The organism is Lysinibacillus sp. GW821-FHT14F06, assembly GCF_058803665.1.
Genome location: NZ_JBXAPF010000001.1, coordinates 216,895 through 240,398 on the forward strand (window position 1 = coordinate 216,895; position 23,504 = coordinate 240,398).

At 36.7% G+C, this 23,504-nt stretch carries 16 protein-coding genes; 9 read left to right on the plus strand and 7 right to left on the minus strand.

The features are described from left to right. The first annotated feature begins 329 nt into the window (after positions 1–329). The 5 genes from AC1RNS_RS01060 to AC1RNS_RS01080 all read left to right on the plus strand — a co-directional run bounded on the left by AC1RNS_RS01060 (position 330) and on the right by AC1RNS_RS01080 (position 9,242). Positions 330–1,976, plus strand: coding sequence for a sigma-54 interaction domain-containing protein (locus tag AC1RNS_RS01060; RefSeq protein WP_492990147.1), 1,647 nt, complete (start codon positions 330–332; stop codon positions 1,974–1,976). Positions 1,977–2,246: 270 nt separating this feature from the next. Continuing rightward, positions 2,247–3,572: an aminotransferase family protein gene (locus AC1RNS_RS01065; RefSeq protein ID WP_492990148.1), complete on the plus strand. Its 1,326-nt coding sequence runs from the start codon at positions 2,247–2,249 to the stop codon at positions 3,570–3,572. Between the two features lie 29 nt (positions 3,573–3,601). After that, on the plus strand, positions 3,602–4,999 hold the full coding sequence (locus tag AC1RNS_RS01070; RefSeq protein WP_492990149.1) for an aldehyde dehydrogenase family protein: 1,398 nt from the start codon (positions 3,602–3,604) through the stop codon (positions 4,997–4,999). Positions 5,000–5,216: 217 nt separating this feature from the next. Further along, positions 5,217–7,241, plus strand: a complete 2,025-nt coding sequence (locus AC1RNS_RS01075) for a hydantoinase/oxoprolinase family protein (RefSeq protein WP_492990150.1) — start codon at positions 5,217–5,219, stop codon at positions 7,239–7,241. Positions 7,242–7,265: 24 nt separating this feature from the next. Beyond that, positions 7,266–9,242: a hydantoinase B/oxoprolinase family protein gene (locus tag AC1RNS_RS01080; protein WP_492990151.1), complete on the plus strand. Its 1,977-nt coding sequence runs from the start codon at positions 7,266–7,268 to the stop codon at positions 9,240–9,242. 69 nt (positions 9,243–9,311) lie between these two features. On the opposite strand, the gene solA is transcribed toward AC1RNS_RS01080, so the two are convergent. Then, complete coding sequence (gene solA / locus AC1RNS_RS01085; RefSeq protein ID WP_492990152.1) at positions 9,312–10,433, minus strand: N-methyl-L-tryptophan oxidase; 1,122 nt, start codon at positions 10,431–10,433, stop codon at positions 9,312–9,314. A gap of 339 nt (positions 10,434–10,772) precedes the next feature. After that, positions 10,773–12,041: a DNA cytosine methyltransferase gene (locus tag AC1RNS_RS01090; protein WP_492990153.1), complete on the minus strand. Its 1,269-nt coding sequence runs from the start codon at positions 12,039–12,041 to the stop codon at positions 10,773–10,775. 112 nt (positions 12,042–12,153) lie between these two features. On the opposite strand from AC1RNS_RS01090, the gene AC1RNS_RS01095 reads away from it, so the two are divergent. Continuing rightward, positions 12,154–13,833 (plus strand): hypothetical protein, encoded by a 1,680-nt coding sequence (locus AC1RNS_RS01095; protein WP_492990155.1) that lies wholly within the window; start codon positions 12,154–12,156, stop codon positions 13,831–13,833. 207 nt (positions 13,834–14,040) lie between these two features. Here AC1RNS_RS01095 and AC1RNS_RS01100 read toward each other — a convergent pair whose 3' ends face one another. From AC1RNS_RS01100 to guaD, 3 genes are all read right to left on the minus strand, one after another. After that, positions 14,041–16,422 (minus strand): TOTE conflict system archaeo-eukaryotic primase domain-containing protein, encoded by a 2,382-nt coding sequence (locus AC1RNS_RS01100; RefSeq protein ID WP_492990157.1) that lies wholly within the window; start codon positions 16,420–16,422, stop codon positions 14,041–14,043. A 284-nt stretch (positions 16,423–16,706) separates the two neighbouring features. Further along, positions 16,707–18,053, minus strand: coding sequence for a uracil-xanthine permease family protein (locus AC1RNS_RS01105; RefSeq protein WP_492990159.1), 1,347 nt, complete (start codon positions 18,051–18,053; stop codon positions 16,707–16,709). 54 nt (positions 18,054–18,107) lie between these two features. After that, positions 18,108–19,475, minus strand: coding sequence for a guanine deaminase (gene guaD, locus AC1RNS_RS01110; protein WP_492990161.1), 1,368 nt, complete (start codon positions 19,473–19,475; stop codon positions 18,108–18,110). Between the two features lie 288 nt (positions 19,476–19,763). Between guaD and AC1RNS_RS01115 the strand changes: the two genes are divergently transcribed. After that, complete coding sequence (locus AC1RNS_RS01115; protein WP_492990163.1) at positions 19,764–20,015, plus strand: hypothetical protein; 252 nt, start codon at positions 19,764–19,766, stop codon at positions 20,013–20,015. 21 nt (positions 20,016–20,036) lie between these two features. On the opposite strand, the gene AC1RNS_RS01120 is transcribed toward AC1RNS_RS01115, so the two are convergent. Next, positions 20,037–20,933 carry a LysR family transcriptional regulator gene (locus tag AC1RNS_RS01120; RefSeq protein ID WP_492990165.1) on the minus strand — a complete coding sequence of 299 codons (897 nt, stop codon included), beginning with the start codon at positions 20,931–20,933 and terminating at the stop codon, positions 20,037–20,039. A 115-nt stretch (positions 20,934–21,048) separates the two neighbouring features. On the opposite strand from AC1RNS_RS01120, the gene AC1RNS_RS01125 reads away from it, so the two are divergent. Beyond that, complete coding sequence (locus AC1RNS_RS01125) at positions 21,049–22,251, plus strand: YbfB/YjiJ family MFS transporter (RefSeq protein ID WP_492990167.1); 1,203 nt, start codon at positions 21,049–21,051, stop codon at positions 22,249–22,251. Positions 22,252–22,406: 155 nt separating this feature from the next. After that, positions 22,407–22,928, plus strand: coding sequence for a DUF6886 family protein (locus tag AC1RNS_RS01130; protein WP_492990169.1), 522 nt, complete (start codon positions 22,407–22,409; stop codon positions 22,926–22,928). Between the two features lie 51 nt (positions 22,929–22,979). On the opposite strand, the gene AC1RNS_RS01135 is transcribed toward AC1RNS_RS01130, so the two are convergent. Beyond that, on the minus strand, positions 22,980–23,465 hold the full coding sequence (locus tag AC1RNS_RS01135) for an NUDIX hydrolase (RefSeq protein WP_492990171.1): 486 nt from the start codon (positions 23,463–23,465) through the stop codon (positions 22,980–22,982). Between the last annotated feature and the right edge of the window lie 39 nt (positions 23,466–23,504).

The window sequence follows — 23,504 nt, forward strand, 5'->3', positions numbered from 1 at the left end:
AAGGATGTTAGCCTAAAATCATCGCATCCATGCGAAACAGCTAACTGACCTGCATCGGTAAAAACGCCACGTCCTGTGGCATTACCGAAATGACCGACATCGTGTCGGCCCTCAGCAGACCTAATCACAAAGTCGATTCCGGACGCAATTATGCCGAGGCATAATTGATATAAGCTTACAAAAAATTCGCGACAATTTTGCGAGATAGCAAGCCAAGCAATAAAGCGAAGGTCTTAAGCACCTTTAGGCATGCAAATTACCCGTGGAAAGAGAGCGAATTTTTTGTATGAAGCGTTTATATTTTTCTGGTCTGAGAGGAAGTGGTCTATATGTCGATAACAGAAATTCATAAAGATGAACATTTTATTCTTGTCAAAAATGATGAAGTGATTGTAAAAAGTGATATCCAAATAGAGCTTCTTGAAAAAATAATAAAAAAGTATAGCAAAGGTACAGAAACATTTGAAATAGAAGGTTATTTTATTCATGTATTAGAGACTTCTCAAGGTAGTTTATTTACTATTAGACCATTAACACAGTTTAGCCATATCGATTTTATGAACCCGCTATCAAACAAAGTATTAAATTCCATATCAGAGGGCATTACCATTTGTGATAGCAATGGTAAAATATTATTTCAAAATGATATTGATATCGAAATTGTCGGTATTGATTTAATGGGAAGATATGCAAAAGATGCAATAGCTGAAGGATTAATGAGTGATTCTATATCAATGAAAGTCATTGAATCGAAAGAAAAAGTAACCATACTGCAAACGTTCATTAATGGAAAGTGCTTTTTAGTGACTGGCAAGCCGATATTTGATGAAAAGGGTGAGTTGCAATACGTAGTTGCTATTACACGTGATATGACCCAGTTAAAACTATTAGAGACAGAAGTGAAAAAATTAGAGGTTCAAAACGAAAGTTTTAAAAATAAGCTACAAGCATTACATAATAAAGAGGAGACAACAAGTAGTTTAATCGCTGTGTCACCTGCAATGATGGATGTTATAAATCGTGTGATGAGAATTGCAGAGGTAGATTCTACTGTATTAATTGGTGGTGAATCGGGGGTTGGTAAAGAAGAAATTACAAAGCTAATTCATGCAAATAGTAGACGTAGCCATAAGCAAATATTAACGATTAACTGTAGTGCAATACCTGAAAATCTATTAGAAACTGAGCTTTTTGGCTATGAGGGAGGAGCATTTACTGGAGCATCTAGAGGTGGTAAAGCTGGGTTATTTGAAATTGCGTCAGGTGGTACAGTATTTTTAGATGAAATTGGAGAGATGCCTTTGTTACTACAGGCAAAATTATTGCGTGTGCTCCAAGAGTCAGAGGTTCAGCGTATTGGTAGTGGGAAGCCTATTTCCATTGATGTCCGCATCATTGCAGCAACAAATCGCAATTTGGCGGAAATGGTGAGACAAGGTAGTTTCCGTGAGGATTTATATTATCGGTTAAATATCATCCCTATTGAAATTCCACCGTTAAGACAACGACGCCAGGATATTATTCCTTTAGTTCATCATTTTTTAGCTGTCATTGGAGAGAAATACGGTATTCATCGAACAATAGAATCCGCCGCTATGAAAATATTAGCGTCTTATGATTGGCCAGGAAATATACGTCAGCTTAAAAATATGGTGGAACGAATTTGCTTATTAGCTACACAACCAGAAATAACAGTATATACGGTACAACAAGAATTAGATAGTAATACAACGAATATTCGTAATATCGAAAATATGGAGCAACTACCAAATATACAGGATTCAGATGCTCCAATGATGTTTAGTGGTACCTTAAAGGAGCAAGTAGCTGCTTTTGAAAAGCAAATTATTAAGCAGACGTTGTCTCAATATCCAAGTATTAGGCAGGCAGCCAAATCACTTGGTTGTGATCAATCAACTTTAGTACGCAAAATACAAAAATTCCAATTAACAAGGCAAATTTCTTATAAGGAATAGTGATGTATTTTTGCATCAAATTTTCGCTTTTGCATAGTAGATGGTGATAACGCATCGGTGTTTAGTGGCGTAATGCAAAAACAATGATGAACTGCATCATTGAAGTTCATCATTAAATATGAGATGAGAAGAGGCATTTTCGAATAAGAGAATGTCTTTTTTTATTTTTTGTGCTGAAATTTTTTCTGAAAGCAAATTTTATAAACAGTTGGCACGAGAGTTGCTATTAAAAAAGTGTATGAAATTTTAAACGAAAAGAGGTTGGCATTGATGGCAATTCAATTACAGGAAGAGCTAAAAACATTAGATCAAAAGCATTTTTTACATCCAACATCGTCAATTGAGCAACAACAAACACAAGGACCAGCTGTTATTTTTACAGAAGGAACTGGCATTTATTTAAAAGATGTCGAAGGGAATGTCTATATTGATGGGATGTCCTCTTTATGGAATGTAAATATTGGGCATGGCCGTCAAGAAATTGCTGATGTCGCGAAGGAGCAAATGTCCACATTAGCATTTAGCTCCTGCTTTGCAACATTTAGCAATGAACCGGCGATTCGTTTAGCAGCGAAAATTGCTTCTTTAGCCCCTGGAGATTTAAACACAGTATTTTTTACTTCAGGTGGCTCAGAGGCGAATGATACAGCCATTAAACTAGCGCGTCATTACTGGTTACTAAAAGGACAGCCAAAGCGTCAAAAAATTATTTCTCGTACACATTCCTACCACGGTGTAGCGATGGGCGCTACAAATGCAACTGGTTTACAAGCGTTTCGTGATTTTACAAATTCACATGCTCCAGATTTCCATTATGTCTATAGCCAATCGGCACGTAATTTACGTGAAACGATTGAAGCGTTAGGCCCTGAGACTGTGGCTGCATTTATTTCTGAGCCTGTACAAGGAGCAGGTGGAGTAAATATTCCACAAAAGGACTACTTTAGAGAAGTGCGAAAAATTTGTGATGAGTACGGTATTTTATTGATTGCGGATGAAGTCATTACAGGTTTTGGGCGTACTGGTAAATTTTTTGGGATGGAGCATTATGGTGTAGTGCCAGATATGATGAGCTTCGCAAAAGGCGTTTCGAGTGGCTATGCCCAACTTGGAGGCGTGGTGATATCAGAAAAACTTCATCAAGACTTTTGTGAGCTTTCCAAGGGTACATTAATGCATGGGTACACATACAGCGGTCATGCACTTGCTTGTCAAGTTGGCCTTAAAAATATTGAAATCGTTGAGCGTGAAAATCTCGTTGAAAATGCAGCGGTCATGGGTGAAGCGATGTTAAAAGGATTCCAAGCGCTGCAGGAAAAATATAGCTTTATCGGACGTGTGCGTACACTTGGATTGCTTGGGGCAATTGAATTAGTTAAAAGCCGTGAGACAGGTGAATTGTTTGAGTCTCCTCTTAGCCCGATTTTTGTACAGGAAACAATGAAGCGAGGGTTAATCCTCCGAACAGTTACGTATGATCAAGATACAGTTGTTTTTGCACCTCCTCTTATTCTATCAAAAGTAGAGTTGGCCGAAATGCTACGTATATTAGACGAAACGTTTGAATATATACGTAAAACTATCGTTGAAATATAAATACAATAATTTAGCGAAGGAGGAGTAATATGACAACGGTTGTTAGAGAAGTACGAGAACAATTTAATCCAGCGAGACCTACTCAATGTATTGGTACAGTGGAGCTTTTGACACTAGACGAAACAAAAGCAGCTGTTACTGCAGCTAATCATGCATTTAAAGGCTGGAAAAATACATCATCTGTAGCACGTGGAGAGGTTTTACGATTAACAGCAGATTTGCTTGAAAAAAATATGGAGCGAATAGCTGAAATAGCTTCATGTGAAATGGGCAAAACAACAAGTGAAATGCTCGGTGAAGTAAAACGAGGGGCTTCCATTTTGCGTTATTTTGCTCAAGAGGGAATGCGGGCTATAGGTGAAGTGTTACCTTCTGCCAATGAATCAAAGTTATTATACACAATGCGTGTGCCACTCGGTGTAGTTGCAGCGATCACACCTTGGAATTTTCCTGTTGCCATTCCACTGTGGAAGATTGCTCCAGCATTAGTATATGGCAATACTGTTGTTTGGAAGCCATCAATTGAAACAGCTTTAACTGGAAAATTAATAGGGGAATTATTTCAACAGGCAGGTTTACCAGAAAACGTGTTACATGTAGTTCAAGGACGTGGCTCAAAGGTGGGGCAGGTTTTATTGGAGGCTCCTGAAGTAAAGGCGATTACATTTACTGGTTCAAATAGTGTTGGTCAAAGTATTTTAGATACTGCTGGATCAACGAATAAAAAAATTCAACTGGAGCTTGGAGGAAAAAATGCAGCCATCATTTTAGCGGATGCGAATATCAAACAAGCTGCAAAACTAACGATAGAAGGTGCTATGAAACAAACAGGACAGCGATGTACAGCGACTAGTCGAGTGTATATTGAGGAAGCGATTTATGAAGAAGTGCTACAGCAGTTAATAGAAGAGGCTAAAAAAATAGAGGTTGGCGTAACAATGGGCCCTGTATCCTCCAAGGGGCAATATGATTCTATTTTAGCCGCTATTGAAAAAGCACAACTAGATGGAGCTGAGCTTGTATTTGGTGGTGGTCCCACTCAAGGTATGAAGGAGGGGTATTACATCGATCCAACCATTTTTACAAATGTAACACATGATATGGCGATTGCCCGTGAAGAAATATTTGGCCCCGTACTAGCTGTTATAAAGGTTAAGGATTATGAAGAGGCGATTCGCTTATCAAATGATTCCGATTTTGGATTAAGTGCTTCGATCTATACTACTAATATTCCAAAAGCTTTTGATTTTATTAATCGCAGTGAAGTGGGACTTGTACAGGTGAACGATGAAACAGGAGGAGCCGAGCCCCAAGCACCATTTGGAGGAATGAAAAACTCAAGCACCGGTGCCCGTGAGCAGGGGCAGGCGGCGAAGGAATTTTTTACAACCTTCAAAACAATTACAATTGGTACAAAAGTTGAATAAAAATCTAACTCAACTTGAAATTAAATAGCATGGCAGCCAAGCAAAAACACATTCTATATGCCTCAGTGTAATGATCTCGGATTTTTCTCATAGTGATTGCTATCATTTGAGGAAATGTAGCGGCATTCACTTGAGGCATTATCTTCATCAAAGAGGATTTATTATGAAGAATTTTTGTGTATTTCATCAAACCAAGTAAACGAAAGAAGGTATAACTATGGCACAAAGTCGTTTAGCAATTGATGTTGGTGGAACGTTTACGGATGTATTTGTTTTTAATGAAGAGACGGGAGACGTTTTTGTAACAAAAACATCTTCAACACCTTCAAATCCAGAGCAGGGAATTTTACATGGTGTTGAAAAAGCAGGGTTAGATGGGAAAAATATTAAAATTTTTTCTCATGGTACAACCGTTGGAACGAATGCCTTAATTGAACGAAAGCTTCCGAAAACAGCCCTGATAACGACAAAGGGTTTTAGGGATGTTATTGAAATTCGCCGTGGGACAAAGGAAGATATTTGGGATACGTACAAGGATACTGCTAGGCCCTATATTCAGCGGAGAGATCGGTTTGAAGTAGGAGAACGCATAGATTATGAAGGGAACATTATTCAAGCTATTGATGAAGAGGAGGTTCGGATTTTAGCCAAGAAATTAAAGCGTAGAGGTACACAGTCTATTGCTGTTTGCTTCCTCAATGCCTACGTCAATGGAGAGAATGAGCTGAAAGTCAAAAAAATTTTAAAAGAGGAACTACCAGATGTCTATGTTTGTATTTCAAGCGAGGTACTTCCTGAAATTTTCGAGCATGAGCGAATGAGCACAACGATTATCAATGCGGTTCTCGGACCAATTATGAGTAAATACATCAGTAAGTTAAGCAATGAAATGCAGAAAAAGGGCTATGAGGAAGAAATTTTAGTGTTACATTCTGGTGGTGGCGTCATGACTTCAAGTACGGTTCCACGTTATGCGGCTAGACTAGCAAGCTCAGGGATAGCAGCTGGTGCTATTGCAAGTAAGCATATCGCAAAGCTGTGTGGATTTGACAATGCAATTGGCTTAGATATGGGTGGTACAAGTACTGATATTTCACTTATGTATAAGGGTGATATTCGCATTACAAAGGATTGGTCAATAGAATATGGATATCCAATTGGTTTCCCAAGTATTGAAATACTAACAATAGGAGCAGGGGGTGGTAGCCTTGCATGGAAGGATGAAGGGGGATCTTTACGTAATGGACCACAAAGTGCAGGAGCAGCTCCTGGTCCAGCCTGCTATGGACGAGGTGGAACAGAACCAACGAACTCAGATGCAAATTTAGTGTTAGGACGTCTTGGGGTAGATTTATTGGATGGTACGATGCAATTAAACAAAGAAGCGGCAAGAGAAGCCGTGAAAAAAATCGCAAACGCTTTCAATCAAACGATTGAGGAGGCGGCTAGCGCGATTATAGATGTTGCAAATGCCAATATGAGTGATGCAGTACGACTAATATCTGTTCGTAGAGGCTATGATCCACGAGATTTTGCACTTGTTGCTTTTGGTGGTGCAGGGCCATTACATGGTGCCTATTTGGCAAAGGATTTAAACATTCCAAAAGTTATTATTCCTACACATCCAGGTGTAGCTGCTGCAATGGGCTGTCTACTTGTTGATGTTCGTCATGATATTTCTAAAACGTATGTAAAAAAGCTTGATGAGATAACTGCCGAAGAACTAACCAAACAATTTGGTGCATTACGAATAGAAGCAACAACATTATTAGAGGAGGAAGGGATATCAGAGAATAACTCGTCCTTAACGAATTTTATAGATCTTCGTTATAAGGGGCAATGGCGATCTCTTGCCGTACTTGTTTCTGATCAATTAACTTCTCTAGATGCAATACTAGAAGCATTTCATCAGGAACATGAACGGGAATTTGCATTTTCCGATAAGGACCAAGCTGTTGAAATTTTTGGTCTACGTGTCACGGCGATTGGAACAGTACCAAAGCCTGATTTCCCGCAATATGTTCCTGAGGGCTCTTTAGAAAATGCATTCAAGGAAACTCGCTCTGTTTATTTTGAGGGCAACTATTTTGAAACAAACGTGTACTATCGCGATAAAATACCAGTTTACACACAATTTACTGGTCCAGCCATCATCGATCAGCTCGACACAACGACTGTTATTCCACCTGGTTTTACGGCAGAAGTTGATGCATATAGAAATATCATTATTACGGTGAACTAATATTCGATAAGGAGGAATTGAGTGATGAGTACAACGAATTTAGAGACACCTCATAGGGTCCAAAATTTAGACCCAGTAACATTTGAAGTGTTGAAAAACGGCTTTGTGAACTTAGTGGATCAAATGGCTGAACAAATGTTACGTACATGCTATTCGTTTGTTATATATAATCGAGACTTCAGCTGTGCATTATGTGATGCAAAGGGAAATACAGTAATGCAGGGAACCCAAGATATTTCAGTACATGTCGGGACATTACATTTAACCGCAAAAGCTGTCTTAGAGGATTTCGCTGATGATATTCATCCTGGCGATGTATTTCTAGTGAATGATCCTTATCGTGGTGGTACACATTTTAGCGATGTTCGTGTCATTTTACCAGTATTTCATGATGGAAAATTAATTGCCCTTATGCAAACGAATGGACACTGGGCAGATGTGGGTGGCTCTAATCCAGGTTCCTTTGATATTACTGCAAAGGAGCATTACGGAGAAGGATTACGGATTCCACCTGTACGCATATATAGTAAAGGTCAATATTTATCAGATGTTGTGAAAATCATTGTCATGAATATGCGGATACCAGAGGAGCGGATAGGAGATTTGCGTTCTCAGGTGGAAGCAGCAAAAGTTGGGGAGAAGCAGCTCAAGGAAATGATTGAAAAGTATGGCATAGATACAGTACTAGTGGCCTTTGAAGAGGTGCAAAATTATGTTGAACGATTAATGAAAGCGAAAATAAAAGCTTTACCCAAAGGTCAATGGGAAACGGTGGACTATATCGACATGGACCCACAAGTAGGAGATGGCCTTATCCCAATCCATGTAAAAATGACCATTACCGAAAGTGAAATAGCGTATGATTTAAGTAACTCTCATCCTTATATAAGCTGCTTTTTAAATGCGGGATTTGGCTCAGCCCTTTCTGGTACTTATGCGGGCACTAAAACGTTCTTCCCGGATATTCCCCTAAATTCAGGATTCTATCGAGTTGTGAAAATTTATCTTCCTGAAAACTCTGTCGTTAATGCTCCTAGCCCAGTTGCAGTTTCTGGCTATTGTTCTGGAGCGTTTGAGAAAATTATGAATGCTTGTTTCGAATTATGGTCAAACATTATGCCTGAACGCGCTATCGCATGTTCATTTAATTTAGAGTATTTATTAATAGGTGGGTATGATCAGCGTCAGGATAGTAGTGAATATTTTATGTGGTATGACTGGATGGCTGGCGGGCATGGGGGGCGTATTGATCGTGATGGTGCCAATACAACCTCACCAGTGTTTGGAGTAGGGCTAAGTGTACAGCCATGTGAGGGGCAAGAGCGATTGTCACCAGTTATTACAACAAAGCATGAAATTATAATAGATTCTGCAGGCCCAGGTAAGTATCGTGGTGGTTGTGGTGTCGAGAAGGGAGGCATTTTAACAAATGTTAACCAAACTGTTATGTCGTATTGCTGTGATCGTTCACGCTCTATTACATGGGGAATTATGGGTGGCTTACCCTCTATCGCACAGGGAGCTATTTTAAACCCAGGTAAAGGGGATGAAACATTTTTAGGCACGATTTTCTCCAATATCGAACTGAAAAAAGGAGACTCCTTTACTCGTCCTTCGGCAGGTGGAGGGGGTTTAGGGGACCCGTTAGCACGAGATATTAATGCTGTTTTAGAAGATGTTATAGATGAATATGTTTCAATTGAGCGTGCTAAGTTAGATTATGGTGTTGTGATCCATGAAATCGATCGTGATATCGATGCATTTGAAGTAGATATAGCTGCCACATTAAAAGAAAGGGATTTTATTCGCCGAAATCGTAATAGATGGCTGGAGACAGATCCTACACTAGTGGAGCAGATGTATAATAATGGAGAAATTAATCAAATGGATGTTATCCGAAGATTTGGAGTCATAATGGATTACCAAACAAATAAAGCATTACCAATCTCAACAGAGCAATACCGAGAGTCAATGAAGAAACGCTCTTTAGCTTTTTGGTAAAAATGGATAAATGGTAGAGAGTAGTTTACGCTACTCTCTAATGCATTTCGTATGAATTTATAAGTAATTTTATTTAGTAAAACGATTTAGTCTAAAAAGTGATAAATCCTGCTTGCTTTCTCCATTTAGTGTTAACTCAGTGAGTACCTCACCAACTGCACTGCTGAATTTAAAGCCATGCCCAGAAAAGCCTGCTGCTACGATAATGTTTGGATGTTCAGGTAAAAAGTCGATTATGAAGTCTTCATCTGGTGTCATTGAATACTTGCATGTTTTTCCATATTTTAATGCCCCATGCTGCGGCATAAATTGCTGAATAAAGTTAACTAAATCAATGGAATCCTGTTCGTTAAATGGACGAAGCGGATTATTTGGGTTGATTGCCTCGCCACCATCATGACGACCAAGTTTTAGTCCTGCACCATCAATACTTGGAAATCCATAATATGTGGAATCAGCCAATTCAAAACAATAGGCTGGAAATACATCTTCACCATAGAGCTGTTCATCCGCTTCAAACCATGCAAAGGTTTTTCTAGTAGGTGTAACAGGTATGGTAATGTCCATTGTTTGTAATAGCTCCGTGATCCAAGCACCAGCAGTGACAATTAACTGCTTCGCTTCGTAAATATTATTTTCAGTTTGTACCTTTACAATGCTTCCAGCTTGAATAGACTGTACTTTTTCATTCGTATGTAATGTTGCTCCTGCCTCCATTGCTAATTTTTTATAGGCACGAATACAGACCTCTACACGAAGAACTCCAGCTGTGGGCTCAAAGCAAGCAACAAAGTTTTCAGGGACAAATAATCCTGGCCATTTTTTCATAGCTGTATTGGCAGAATATTGTTCTAATGCTAAGTCGTAAAGCTCGGCACTAGCTGTTACATTTTTAATAAAAGAATGACTTGGCTCTCCGACATTCACAACCCCTGTTTGTAGAAATAGGGATTCATTTGATATCGATTCTAATTCCCTCCATAATTCACCTGCTCTTTTGACAAAAGGAACATAACCAGCCCCCTCACCATAGGCAAAGCGAATAATTCTTGTTTCTCCATGATGGCTACCTTCTTCATGTGGAGGATTAAAGGCATCAATCATCAGAACATTTTTTCCTGCCTTTGCTAAATAATAGCCCGTTGCCATACCCATCGAGCCAGCCCCAACGATTATCACATCATATATCATATAATCCCTACTTTTTTGCTCTAGTATAACAAAAGAATAGACGAGGAGACAGAAATTTTTGAAAATACTTTATAATAAGAAGTATTAGGATCATGGGTAAGAGGCAAATAGCGCCTCTGTTTTTATTTTGAGGAGCGCTATTTGTTGGGATTTTGATTGGTAAAGTTCCTATAATTTTTTCACATAGGGGTGGCTTCTGTTCCTACTAAATGCTTCATTAGGATTCGTTCATGTTGTTTCTATCGCTTCAATAAACTTATAAAATTGCATATATTTTAATAAGTATTCTTTGGGTTGATTTTTTTATTTTATGGGAAATGATTTATTTGTTCACAATATTTAAAATAAATTCAATTGTTGTGATTGTTCAATTAATCGTTTTCCTACAAAATCAACCGCCCATTCAGCGATTGGTGTGGCAACTGCCTTCGCAAGTAAAACAGGCACGGCATTACCGATTTGTTTGTACTGTTTATCGAGGCGATTATTAGCGGAAACATTCATATTTCTACCGTCGCTAAATGTATACCAATCAGGAAATGTTTGAATACGGGCAATTTCAAGGACAGACAAACGGCGATGTTGCCCCTCACCATCTGGGAAAATCCATTTATCCTTACCGACCTTCTCCATCGGCAAACCGCTAGGATGTAGTGGAGCCTGTCTACCCGATGCCTGAATAGTAAAACTCTGTTCATTCCAATCTTTTTTACGATTACGTGACATGTAAATACTAGAATAAGAGCCTGTGAAATAAGGTCCTGGATTTGCCTCTAAATCACCGATTGTCTGCTGTAACGTCGTAAATGGTAGTAATCCTTTACCATGAGTAGCCTTTGGGTAATGATATTTAAAGCCAAGTCCTTTTTTGACACCAACAATAAATACACGCTCACGGAGCTGTGGCACACCATAATCACGAGCATTCAATAGTTTGTATTGTACATCATAACCACTAGCCGCAAAATCCTCAGTAATTTGCTTAATGACCTCACCCTTACCAAGTGTCATCATCCCTTTTACATTTTCAGCAACAAATATATCCGGTTTAGCCTGTGTAATGCAGCGAATAAAGTGAATATATAAAAAGTTGCGCTCATCATCTACTAAGCGTGGACCCGCCTCACTGAAACCGGGGCAAGGGAAGCCACCTATAACAAGATCCGCCTTCGGAAAATTACGCACCCTACGAATATCAATACCGTGCTGAAATACGGGCTTGGGGAAATTTGCTCGATATGATTCATTCGCTTCTTTAAATAAATCATTTGTATAAATTGTATGAAAAATACTTTGCCCACGTAAGGTGTCGTAAGTTTCCTTTGAATGTAGTGCCTTTAGTGCCGCTTCTTCTCCGATAACCGCTGCGAGACCTGCTAGTTCAAAGCCTAGGTCCAATCCACCGCAACCAGAGAATAAGCTAATTATATTAATTTTATTTGGTATATATTGAATAGAAGACAAATAATCTGAGTCAATGTTTGCATGTAACATTTTGCTGTTTTCTTCGATTATTTTTTCATGTAACACACGCTTCACATCATCAATACTATAGTCGGGAGCGGGTTTAAATTTCCCTCGTCCTTTTTGTTCTACTTTGATGCTCATCATTATTCCCTCCTAATTGCTTGTTTTATTATATCAAACAGTGCAATAAAAGGCCAGTATGATGTTTTCAAAATATAAAATAGGTTAGAATGGAAATAAGAGGTGATAGTAGATGGCAAAGTCGAGTGAACGTGGAAAAGTACATGTTCTAAAAGTTTACGAATCTTTACTGAATCATAAAGACTACCCAACAGCTAATTATATTAAACAGCTTTATCCTAATATCAAATCTATTATGAATAAATATCAAACAAATCACCCTGATCAACATCCAGATTTACTTCTCATGTTGCAAAATGAGGATGTAATTAAAATTAATCTTTTTACTATAAAAGGAGCAGCATCTATTCAGCCAAAAAATATAGGTGCTAAAAGTTTTTTATCTAAATATTTTAACAGTGAAGCTTTACAGAAAATGTTTAATGTAGATTTAGAAAATGAACTTAAAGCATTTTATCGAGAAATTGTAAGGCAAAAAGAACAAAAAAACGAATATGATACGATAACAATATTAAGAAGTAAGGTGAAGGATTATTTCCCTAAATTTACGGATGAGATCAATCCTCTTCGTCGAGTGTTTTTGACACAATTAAGAGATATTGCATTTTATTTGCTGAAAGAAGCCTACAACGCAAAAAAGGGTTTGCTAGAAGAAACTTTTCAAATACTAATGATGACAGACAGTATTAATATTGTTTCTAGGTGCAATGAAGAACAAATTTATAAGGTAGAACAATGGCAAACCCAAATTGATTTTGCTAAACCATTGTATATATATAAAAAGGGAAATGATACAGTAGGATTACGTATTGGTGAACATGCGCTAACATTACGTTTTAAATTTGAAAGTAGTCCATCTACCTCTATTAAAATAGCAACGAGTTTTGAATACTTCCCAGAAAATGCAAAGGTGCAGAATGAAAATTTACAAAGTATCGAAGCATTTGAGAAAAAGATTGAGCAACATGTCAAAACCAGTACGAGTAATAGTAGCAATGCGATTGGGAAATGTAATGAAGCAATAGTCTATTACCGATTATTAAAAACAAATCCATTGCTTCAGCAAGTGGAGGAATCTGCTTACCAAGAAATTTTGACTTCTTACAGTTCAATTGTTGATCATGATATACTACTACAAATTGTAGAATCGTCAATAGTCACTAAAGAAAAAATAGAGGAATATTTAGTGAATAAGTATGGAGAATATCGACTTCAAAGTATTCAGCTAGTTCCAGAAAGCTATATAAAGGATAGACTTGATACAACAGATTTAAAAATAATATTATTAGCTAACGGAAAATATATCGAAGAAGGTTTATCACTAAAAGCCATTGCAAACAAAAGTGCTAAGATAACAGTAAAAAATCCAGGAGCTGGACAAATTTTAGGACCGCTATATTTCGATGTCGGCTCATTAGTTCCACTGTTAGATAAATTGAAGAAGCAATTTGATCTTGGAAAAAAGAACCATCGCCAATGCTTGGAAGAGATATCTGTTGAATTTGGACAAGCAGTGGGGAATGCTGAATTAAACAAGCTACAAAAAGGTTTAGTAGCTATACTAGGTAATGCAACTAAGGTAATTACAATGTATAAGCAAAACGATTGCCACATTTTAGAACACAACAAAGCCATAGGTCATGTAATGATCAATCAACAAACACCATCTGCTATTCAAACGACCTTTATTTGTAATGAAGGTGAACTGAATTTAAGTTTAAGAGTGAAGTTTAGCGCTGGAAAGAGTAAGGGATGGTCTTCGGTTAAATTTGTTGGGGAGATGGAGATTTAGTCTATTTTGGTAGTATATGAATTGAAGAAGTTAAGGATAAAAATTTGTTATCGTCGCAGAGTAAAGTTAAAAGCGAGACAGACAAATCCTCCACGGAGCAAAATGGTTCGATACTTACAGGAAGTGTCGAACCATCAATTAATCTTAAAAAATCGGATTCCTTTTTGTTAAGGAATCGATTTTTTAAGATGAAAATTTATTGGAATTTTAAAATAACCTCATTTGTTCAGAAAAAGTTTCATTAATTGATTTATTTTCCAACAATTTATACCCTAACGAACGATAGCCTTTTAATCTTTTTTCAAACATTACTTTAAACATTAGCTCCTGATAATCTACGTAATCATAGACTTTCACTTTTAATTTTGAATCATGCTGACGATGTAGTCTTCCTACATATTGTTGCAATGTACCTTTCCATGAAAAAGGCATAACTAAAAATAAGGAATCTAGTCGAGCATAATCAAAACCCTCCCCTATATATTTCCCTGTTGCAATAATCAACCTTTCTTCATTTTCAGCAAGCATATCTAAAATTTTAAGATTTTCTTTTACTTCTTTTTTACTCAATTTTCCTGTTAAAGTGATAACATTCTTTACAAACCCTTTAAATTTAGATTCTAAATAAAAGGCATGCTCAACTCTTTCGGTTAAAATAATGGGTACTGAACCGTTCTCTAATTCTTTTAAAACATCGTCAAAAATCATTTGATTTCTGTTATTATCTTTTGTAAGTTCTGTATATAATGTTTGGATGTCTTTTGAATTGCTCTTAAACTTTGTGTAACGAGGGATTAATATTTGTTCAAAAGATAGGATTTTAGTTTGATCTTTGGGATTTACTTTATAACAAACAGGTCCTAACTGCATCGTCATAATCGGATGCAATCCATCTTTTCGCATAGGGGTAGCAGTCAATCCAACGATGTACTTGGCATTCGCCTTCTTTAGTACTTGCTCAAAACTGAACGCTGCAATGTGATGACATTCATCGACGATAATCTGACCGTATTGTGTGATTAGTTCTTTTACTTCTCCTTTATAATTTAGACTTTGCATGGTTGCAATATCAATGACACCGGTTTGCTTATTTTTGCCACCGCCAATTTGACCAATTTGTTTTTCTTCAAGATTCAGAAATGTTGATAAACTTTTTTTCCATTGATCGATAAGTTGGTTTCGATGAACAATAATTAAGGTATTTGTCTGTCTTTTTGCAATTACCGCTGTAGCTACTACAGTTTTTCCAAATCCAGTTGTGGCAGATAATATACCAATTGGTTTTTCTAATAAATTTGCCACTGCTTGTTTTTGTTTTTCTCTTAAATTACCTTCAAATTTTAATGATATTTTGGTTCCTGAATTTGTACCATCTACAAAATCATAATTCATAGAGAAATCATTTAATAGGTTTAGCATATCTTCTTTGCATCCACGTGGCAGTATTAAATGCTCCTCTGTATGATCATAGCATGTAATATTCCTTGGTATATTATGAGTCGATAAACGTTTTGCTTGGGCTTTGTAAAATTGAGGATTTTTGAAAGTTACTAGTTGTATAAGTTTATGAATGAGAGACGAAGAAAGACCTTCTTTTTGGACATATAAACCGTTTTTTTCAATCACTGTAACGTTAGTTGAGAGCTGAATTTTATTATTATTTTTTAATGGTTGTCCGTTTTCTTTTATAGACATAGAAGCATTATTGTTTTGATGATATGTTTTAATAATTTTGTTAATTTCCTCTATCTTCATTTTTCGTATTTGCTGCAAATAGTGCCATTGATCAGGATAAGGAATAAAATGCTCATCGACAAAAACACTATTTCCATTCTTCCTTGGACTATTCTGTAGAGGCAGTGCAATTAAATTTCCAAAACCTCCTTTCGGCAATGTATCTTGATTTGGAAATAAACGGTCATATGAATCCATGCCCACTTCATAACGTTTTGAAAGTGTGTTTGATAATAAAACATTTCCAAGTTTACGAGCTAAGGAAGCGGGGACAACTTGATTAAAAAAAATCCACACGTGGCATCCATTTCCTGAACGAGAGCGCTCAATACTTGCTGGGACACTTAATTCATTACATGTTTCTATAAATGATTGAACGTCTTTTGTCCAGTTTTTCTTATCAAAATCAACGGCTAAAAACCAAGTCGTTTCATCTTGTAAAAGGGGATAGAGCCCAATAGTGTGTTTACCAGAAAGATGGTCATAAATTACTTGATCTGTTAAAGGGAGTAATTTTCGATACTGACAATTTGCGCATCTTATTATTGGTTTCTGACATAAAGTTGGATGCCATTCATTTTCACACGCGGGCATATAGCCAGATTTTCCATTTTTAGCTTCCCATCTTACTGCATATATATCTGGCCTCCCTTTAAAAAGATTCCGATATATATTAATTCTTTCCTGTATCTTTTGTTCCCTAGTAATAGCAACTTTTTTTGTTTCTTGAAATTGGGAGATCGTATCAAGGTTGATATTATTATATTCCAGTAGTTCTTTTAATTTTTTATTTTCCAGTCTCAGTCGTTCCCATTCTTGTAATGCTAGTTGAAGTTGTTCCTCAAGTTTTTCCACTTTTATCACCACAACTTCCATCTATAAATTTTAGCAACTTTGAATAATACCACAATAAAATATGAAAGGAAAAATCCATGGTTGTATCCAAACAGAGTCACATAATAGCCAGATGCCATCTCCATTTATCCTGTACCTATTATAATCATGTCATACACCATATCAATTGCTATTTTTTCGCTTTAGTATAACAAAATATTAGGAAAAGGGAAGGGAATTCAAAAATATTTTAAATATGAAAATGCACAATCTCCTAATGGAATAGGAGTATTGTGCATTTGAGTTTATTTCACATTAGGTAATAATTTATTCAACAAGATGGCTACTATAGCAGCAGAAGCGATAGGTGAACCGAATAAGTATTGAACGGTAGTTGGTAAAGAATAAAGGAAATCGTCAGGTAGTAACGTTAATGCTAATGTTAAAATGACAGGAACAGCAATGACATACATTTCCTTTTCACCAATACTTTCATTTTTCATTACCTGTAAACCACTAATTGCGATAATACCACAGACGATTACAAAGATACCGCCAATTACTGCTGAAGGAATTGCAGATATTAGAGCAGCTAATTTACCAGAGAAACCAAATAAGATAAACCAAGCACCAGCGGCAATAAATACTCGACGACTTGCGATACCTGTAATGGAAATAACGCCTGCATTTGTTGAGTACCCAGTAACAGGAGTTGAACCCAGTAATGAAGCTACGAAACATCCAATTCCTTCACCAATAACCCCTCGATTAATTTGTTTATCTGTTAATGGTTTGTCTATAACATTACTCACGGCAAACCAAGTACCTGTTGTCTCTGCCAGTAAGACGATATAAATAATCACCATTGTTATAATGGCTGAAAAATTAAACGTGAAGCCAAAATCCGCAAAAGGAATTTGTGGCATACTAAACCATTTAGCTTGTGATACAGCTGATAAATCTAAGACACCCATTACATTGGCTGCAATACAACCTACAATTAAAGCAATGATAACTGAGGCGATACGAAAGATTCGTCCCTTTTTATTGAAAATTGAGCCTAGCATTACACAAATGATTAAGACTGCAGCTGAGATAAGCGCTAAATTGATATTTTGGTTAATCGATGCACCTGCACCATTAAAGATATTATCACTTAAACCAACAGGCATTAAAGAAAGACCAACGACAAAGATAATTGTTCCTCCGACAATTGGAGGGATAAAGGTTTTGACGATTTTATTGAAAATTCCAGTATAGCCTAAAATAATAACGAAAATGGCACCGATTAAGCTAGCTCCTAGGACAGTGTTCCAGCCAAGTTGTCCGCTACCACTTGCTGCATAAATACCAACGATGGCTCCAAGCGGAACATAGGATGGACCTTGCGCAATAGGTAGCTTCATACAAAAATGAGTTTGGATAATTGTTGCAATCCCTGCTGCGATAAAGGTTGATTGGATCAATGCACTTGCTTGTCCTGACTGTAACCCAATTAACATCGCAATTAGAAAGGGAACTACATAAACGTCCATAGCCATGACATGCTGTAAACCTAGTAAGGCTGACTGACCGTATGACACTTTTTCATCAGGTAAAACAGTTAATTGTGTTTTTCTATTTTCGTTTAATTGATTATGTTGCGTTTCCACTAAGATGTACACCTCTAAATGTTAATTTATACTGTTAAATGACAGAGTCAGAAATTATGCTCTTGTGTGAACTTTATTTCCTTGTACCCAAACCTCACGGATATTTTCGGGGCGTACAAGATACATGATTTTTTGGAAAATATCCTGTAAATCTTCGTTGTTTCTAAAAATAGGAAGTTTGGCAGAAGATACTTTCGTATCAATGATTTGTACATCCCATGTGTAGTTTTCCTGTAGTCGACCGATTGGTAAGCTTAAGCTTTCGCCACCACCAGCAGTAGCTAAATAAAATGCTTCATTTATCGTAATACGTGAATTTGATACCCCTCGTTTTTCGGCAGGAAGTGAGGTATCTACACCGTCTTCTAGCATTCTAGATGACATAACTGCCTGTCTTGCATTATCGAATAGACTTGGAGAATAACCACCTGAAAGATCTGAGCCTAATCCAATATCTACACCCATTGAATGGAAGCGGGCAATAGGAATAACACTATTTGCAAAGAAAGCATTGGAGATAGGGCAATGACCAATTGCAGTGCCCGTTTCAGCGAAAAGCTGTGCGTCATCATTGCTTAAAAAATTACAATGTGCCATCACAGATTTATCGCCTAATAAACCAAAATCCTGTAAGGCAAAGGCATCATTTTTCTTAAATCTTTCCTTTACATAGCCATGCTCCCAATCGCTTTCACTACAGTGTGATTGAATATGTGTATCATACTTAGCTGCTAATTCACCCAAGCCCTTTAAGGCATCGTCTGTACAGCTAGGAATAAAGCGTGGTGTAACGACTGGATAAACACCCTGTTTTGTCGTTTTTGCTAGATCTTTCACAGCTAAGATAAACTCTTCTGTATCCTTTAATGCTGTTTGTGTATCTAGATCGCGGTAGTAGTCAGGATTCTGTTCAGAATCATCCATAACAACTTTTCCAACTAAGCCACGTTGCCCTTTTTTCGCACAGATTTTTGCTAATAGTAAGCTTGCTTCCTTATGAACAGTAGCAAAATAGAGAGAGGTAGTTGTACCATTTGCAAGCAGCGTGCTTACTAAATCTTCATAGACCTCTTGTGCAAACGCTAAATCAGAGAATTTGGATTCGATTGGAAAGGTATATGTGTTTAGCCAATCATAAAGTGGAATATCTAATGCAGTACCAGCCTGTGCCCACTGTGGTGCATGTACATGCAAATCGACAAAGCCTGGTAAGAAGTATTGACCTTCCTCCAAGGAATGAAAATTTTCTTTGCCTTGGTATGTAGTAAGGAGATTTTGATAGTCGACATGATCGGGAGCTACAGTTTTTTCAATTATACCTTCTGCGTTTATAAAGAATAGATAATCTTTTAAAATTTGTACTTCACTAGAAGACTTACTTGAAAAAGCTGTCCCTTTGAAAATTTGCGTATAATTTAACATGAAAACCACCTTAATGTTCGTTTATTGATAATTACTTGGACTATTATAGGTTATTCAAACTGTTTAGTCTATAAAAAAACGAATATTAGCCATCGTTACTAGAATGACTGCTACTATTTTTTTACAGCTTTGACAAGCATTAAAAAATAATTAGAGGATTAGTCATAATTTCATGGTCAGCTATTAACGGTATAGGGTCTGACTTTAGTAAAATAAGCAAAACAAGGCTTTTGTGAATGTTTGTCGAATAATATCCATAGAAGAGACAGCATAAGGAGGAGGATTTAGATGTTGGTGAAAGGGCATAATTTTAAATTATCAGTACTTTATTGGCTATTATTCATACCGATTTTTTTAGGAAGAAGTTATAAGGCATTATTTTTTGACTGGCAAATACAAAAATATTATTTTAATGAGCTTGAAGATTTTGGTCGTTATGTCCTTGTGTTAGCAATTAGTTTTATAGAAGCATTTATCTATGTATTAATTATTCGATTCATTGTTTTTTTGTTTCAGAAACAGCCTCATCTTAATAAATGAATCGTATTTGAGAATAAAATCTCAAATACGATTAATAGAGTCATTAATGATATCCATAAACGTATGAAAGGCGGAAGAGTTATTTTGTTCGTTTTTTCGTGTACAAAGATAGATGGGTCTTTGAATCTCCATATCCTTTATAAAGACTCTAGCTATTTGTTGCCTTTGAATAAAGCTTGAAGCTGCTATGGAAGGTGCTAACATGGTACCGTAGCCAGCTGCAATGGCATGGATTGATTCATTAATGCCATCGAGTTGAAGACCTACTCTTGGAGGCGGAATTTTATGAACCTTACATAGTGCATTTAAAAATTCCTTTGTTGAGCTACCGTCTTCTCTAGAAACAAAGGGCTGCTGCATTAGTTCTGCTAATGTCACAGTTTGATCTGCCATCGGGTGACCGTAAGGCACGATAAACCAATAATCTAAGTTTATAAGAAATTGATAATTAATATCTGGATGATGTCCGTCCTCTTTTACGATAAAGGCTAAATCTGCTTTATAGTGAAGCAATTCTTCAATAACCTGCTGGGAGTTAGCGGTTTTTATATGGATATAAGAGTTTGGGAAGGCTTGTTTATAGTTAGCTAACCATTTTGGTAATAAAAAATGGGATGGAACATGTGTAGAAGCAATTTGTAATTCCTCATTCCCAGTATTTTTTAATTGCTCTAACTTATTTTCAATATCCATTTCTAAATCAAATAGCCGCTGTGCCTGTTTAAATAAGAATTCTCCATTTTGTGTTAATGTTATTCCTCTTCCTTTAGATTCCAATAAGGTTAATTCTAAATCTTTTTCTAAATTGCGAATTTGTATAGTAACGGCAGGCTGGCTAATCATTAGTGCTTGTGCTGCCTTAGAAACACTTTTAAGCTCGGCTACTTTTGTGAAGAGTCTAAGAGCATGTAAATTCATGAAATTTCTCCTTATATAAAAATTATTTATCCTTTTATATAAATTATATATTAGATTTATTAATTTTCACTCTGTATCCTTTTAATTACTATAAAGTTTTAGGGGAGGGGACAAGATGAATCGACAGCATATCGGAATTTTATTTGGAGGGGTACTATTGCTTGTAGTGGCAATGGGCATTAGCCGATTTGCCTTTACACCAATTTTGCCATTTATGCGTCATGATGTCGGATTTTCTTTTGAAGTTGCAGGATTTTTGGCATCAAGTAATTATATTGGCTATTTTATTGGAGCATTATGGGCAGGATTTATACATCGCAATAGAAAGAACTTTTTATTATTAAGTGTTGTTTTAAATGTCCTTTCCGTTGTACTTATGGGGATCATTGGAGTATACAGTGTGTGGCTAGTGCTTCGTTTGATTGCTGGCATTACAGGGGGACTTATTTTTGTTTTAACATCAAGCATTATTATGGATTACTTAGCAAAGCGCTCACTTTCTCGTTGGTCAGGCTATTTATTCGGCGGAATTGGCTTAGGAATTGCTATCTCAGGCTTATTCGTACCAGTTCTTGAGGAACAATTTGCATGGCAGGGTACATGGATAGGCTTAGGGATTTTATCAGCGCTTTTCTTAGGGATTACGTATATTCTTTGGAGAGGATTAGATGTACAAGATAGCAAGAAGGCTGCCAAATCCTCCGATACAAAAATGACAAAGGGTTTTATGCCGTGGTTAATAGTGTCATATGGCTTAGAGGGCTTAGGTTATATTATCACAGGTACATTTTTAGTCGATATTATTCATAATATTCCTTCGCTTCAAGCGTATTCTTCCTATAGCTGGGTCATCGTTGGGGTAGCAGCCATACCTTCAGCACCAGTTTGGACCGTGTTGTTAGAAAAATTTTCTGCAATAAAAATCCTGTTTGTGGCATACATATTACAAGTGTTTGGCATCCTGCTACCAGTATTTTCACAAACTGTTTGGAGCGTATTATTATCTTCTTTTTTATTTGGCTTAACATTTGTAGGGATTGTGACGCTGACAACTTCCTATGCACGTCAGCTTTTCCCCACTCAAAGCGGGCCTGTTGTATCTTTATTAACAACATTCTATGCATTTGGACAAATTATTGGACCAATTATCGCGGGGCAACTTGTAGAAGTTTATAGTAGCTATAAAGCAGCACTGGTATTTGCTGGTGGCATAGTATTTCTTGCCTTGCTCGTCATGCTATGTGGGCGATTGTTAACAATGAAGCAGCAGGCTACATTAGAAAATATTTTGGCCATTAAAACACAATCGAATTCCTAAAAAAAGCCTGGAATTCCAAGTGAATTTCAGGCTTGAATATTTTACTTAAAGAGAGCCTCTATCTACATGATAAAAAAATTAAATATAAGTTTAACGAAGACTTACATTATGCGGATTTTATAGTTTTTAAACCAAGAAAATAAGGTGGGAAGTACATGAGAATATTTCATGTAAGTGAGGAAAGTGATATTCTTGTCTTTCATCCTCGATTACCTGAACGAACAGATTTAGATGCAACTAAAGGGCTCGTATGGGCTATAAATGATAAATGCCTCCCTAACTTTTTAACGCCTAGAAATTGTCCAAGAGTTTGCTATCATATAGGTACAGAAACAACAGAACAGGATATACAAACTTATTTCACTTCTGCATCTGCTTCACATGTAATTGTAATTGAAAGCAAGTGGTTTGAAACAATGAAAAATACGACACTTTATCTATATGAATTTGCTATCCATGGATTTACGCTACAGGATCAGGTAGCTGGCTATTATACGAGTGAAACAACTCAGCTACCTATTGCTAAATTTGAAGTGAAAAATTTATTTGAGGGATTATTTAAGCGTCATGTAGAAGTACGGGTAGTCGATAGCCTGTGGGATATTTATGATGAAATACAAAAAACAACATTAAATTGGTCGATGTGCAGAATGCGATTTGCGCAGCCAAGAAAATAATTAGACAAGTCTCGTAAACGCTACTATCACGTTTACGAGGTCCTTTCAGATTTAAACAGTAAATGTTTGTACTAATGGAATACTCGTCATATCAATTAATTCACTATCTTTATAAGTAAATATGTATTCATAGTTGGTTGATTCATCCAACATCTTTGGTAAATAATATTTTAAATCTGCTATTCCTACATTTTGAGGATGCAAAATCCAAGTTAGGTCTTTCCAATCTAGAATACCTTCTGCAACCTTAATAGGTGTCACATAAGGGTAGGATTCTGGTAGTTCGGCAATAAATGCATACATGCAACCAAAATTAGTGATTCCGTCAGTCCATGTTATTTTTCCTTTGTATGTAATGTCTTGTAAATAAATGCCGGTTTCTTCCTTGATTTCTCGTAATGCACCGACTAATGGCGTTTCACTGTGCTCAATTTTTCCACCTACACCATTCCAAGCGCCCATCCATTGAGGCTTATCTCTATTCAGTAATAATATTTTGTCTCCCTTCTTAAGAAAACAAATTGTATATTCAACCAAATTCTTTCCTCCTTTAATTCAAAAAAATGTGCCATAGTG

What these genes read in the sequence shown, in the direction of transcription:
- AC1RNS_RS01060 (WP_492990147.1), top strand. Translation starts at nt 330, where the DNA reads ATGTCGATAACAGAAATTCATAAAGATGAACATTTTATTCTTGTCAAA.
- AC1RNS_RS01065 (WP_492990148.1), top strand. Translation starts at nt 2,247, where the DNA reads ATGGCAATTCAATTACAGGAAGAGCTAAAAACATTAGATCAAAAGCAT.
- AC1RNS_RS01070 (WP_492990149.1), top strand. Translation starts at nt 3,602, where the DNA reads ATGACAACGGTTGTTAGAGAAGTACGAGAACAATTTAATCCAGCGAGA.
- AC1RNS_RS01075 (WP_492990150.1), top strand. Translation starts at nt 5,217, where the DNA reads ATGGCACAAAGTCGTTTAGCAATTGATGTTGGTGGAACGTTTACGGAT.
- AC1RNS_RS01080 (WP_492990151.1), top strand. Translation starts at nt 7,266, where the DNA reads ATGAGTACAACGAATTTAGAGACACCTCATAGGGTCCAAAATTTAGAC.
- solA (WP_492990152.1), bottom strand. Translation starts at nt 10,433, where the DNA reads ATGATATATGATGTGATAATCGTTGGGGCTGGCTCGATGGGTATGGCA.
- AC1RNS_RS01090 (WP_492990153.1), bottom strand. Translation starts at nt 12,041, where the DNA reads ATGAGCATCAAAGTAGAACAAAAAGGACGAGGGAAATTTAAACCCGCT.
- AC1RNS_RS01095 (WP_492990155.1), top strand. Translation starts at nt 12,154, where the DNA reads ATGGCAAAGTCGAGTGAACGTGGAAAAGTACATGTTCTAAAAGTTTAC.
- guaD (WP_492990161.1), bottom strand. Translation starts at nt 19,475, where the DNA reads ATGTTAAATTATACGCAAATTTTCAAAGGGACAGCTTTTTCAAGTAAG.
- AC1RNS_RS01115 (WP_492990163.1), top strand. Translation starts at nt 19,764, where the DNA reads ATGTTGGTGAAAGGGCATAATTTTAAATTATCAGTACTTTATTGGCTA.
- AC1RNS_RS01120 (WP_492990165.1), bottom strand. Translation starts at nt 20,933, where the DNA reads ATGAATTTACATGCTCTTAGACTCTTCACAAAAGTAGCCGAGCTTAAA.
- AC1RNS_RS01125 (WP_492990167.1), top strand. Translation starts at nt 21,049, where the DNA reads ATGAATCGACAGCATATCGGAATTTTATTTGGAGGGGTACTATTGCTT.
- AC1RNS_RS01130 (WP_492990169.1), top strand. Translation starts at nt 22,407, where the DNA reads ATGAGAATATTTCATGTAAGTGAGGAAAGTGATATTCTTGTCTTTCAT.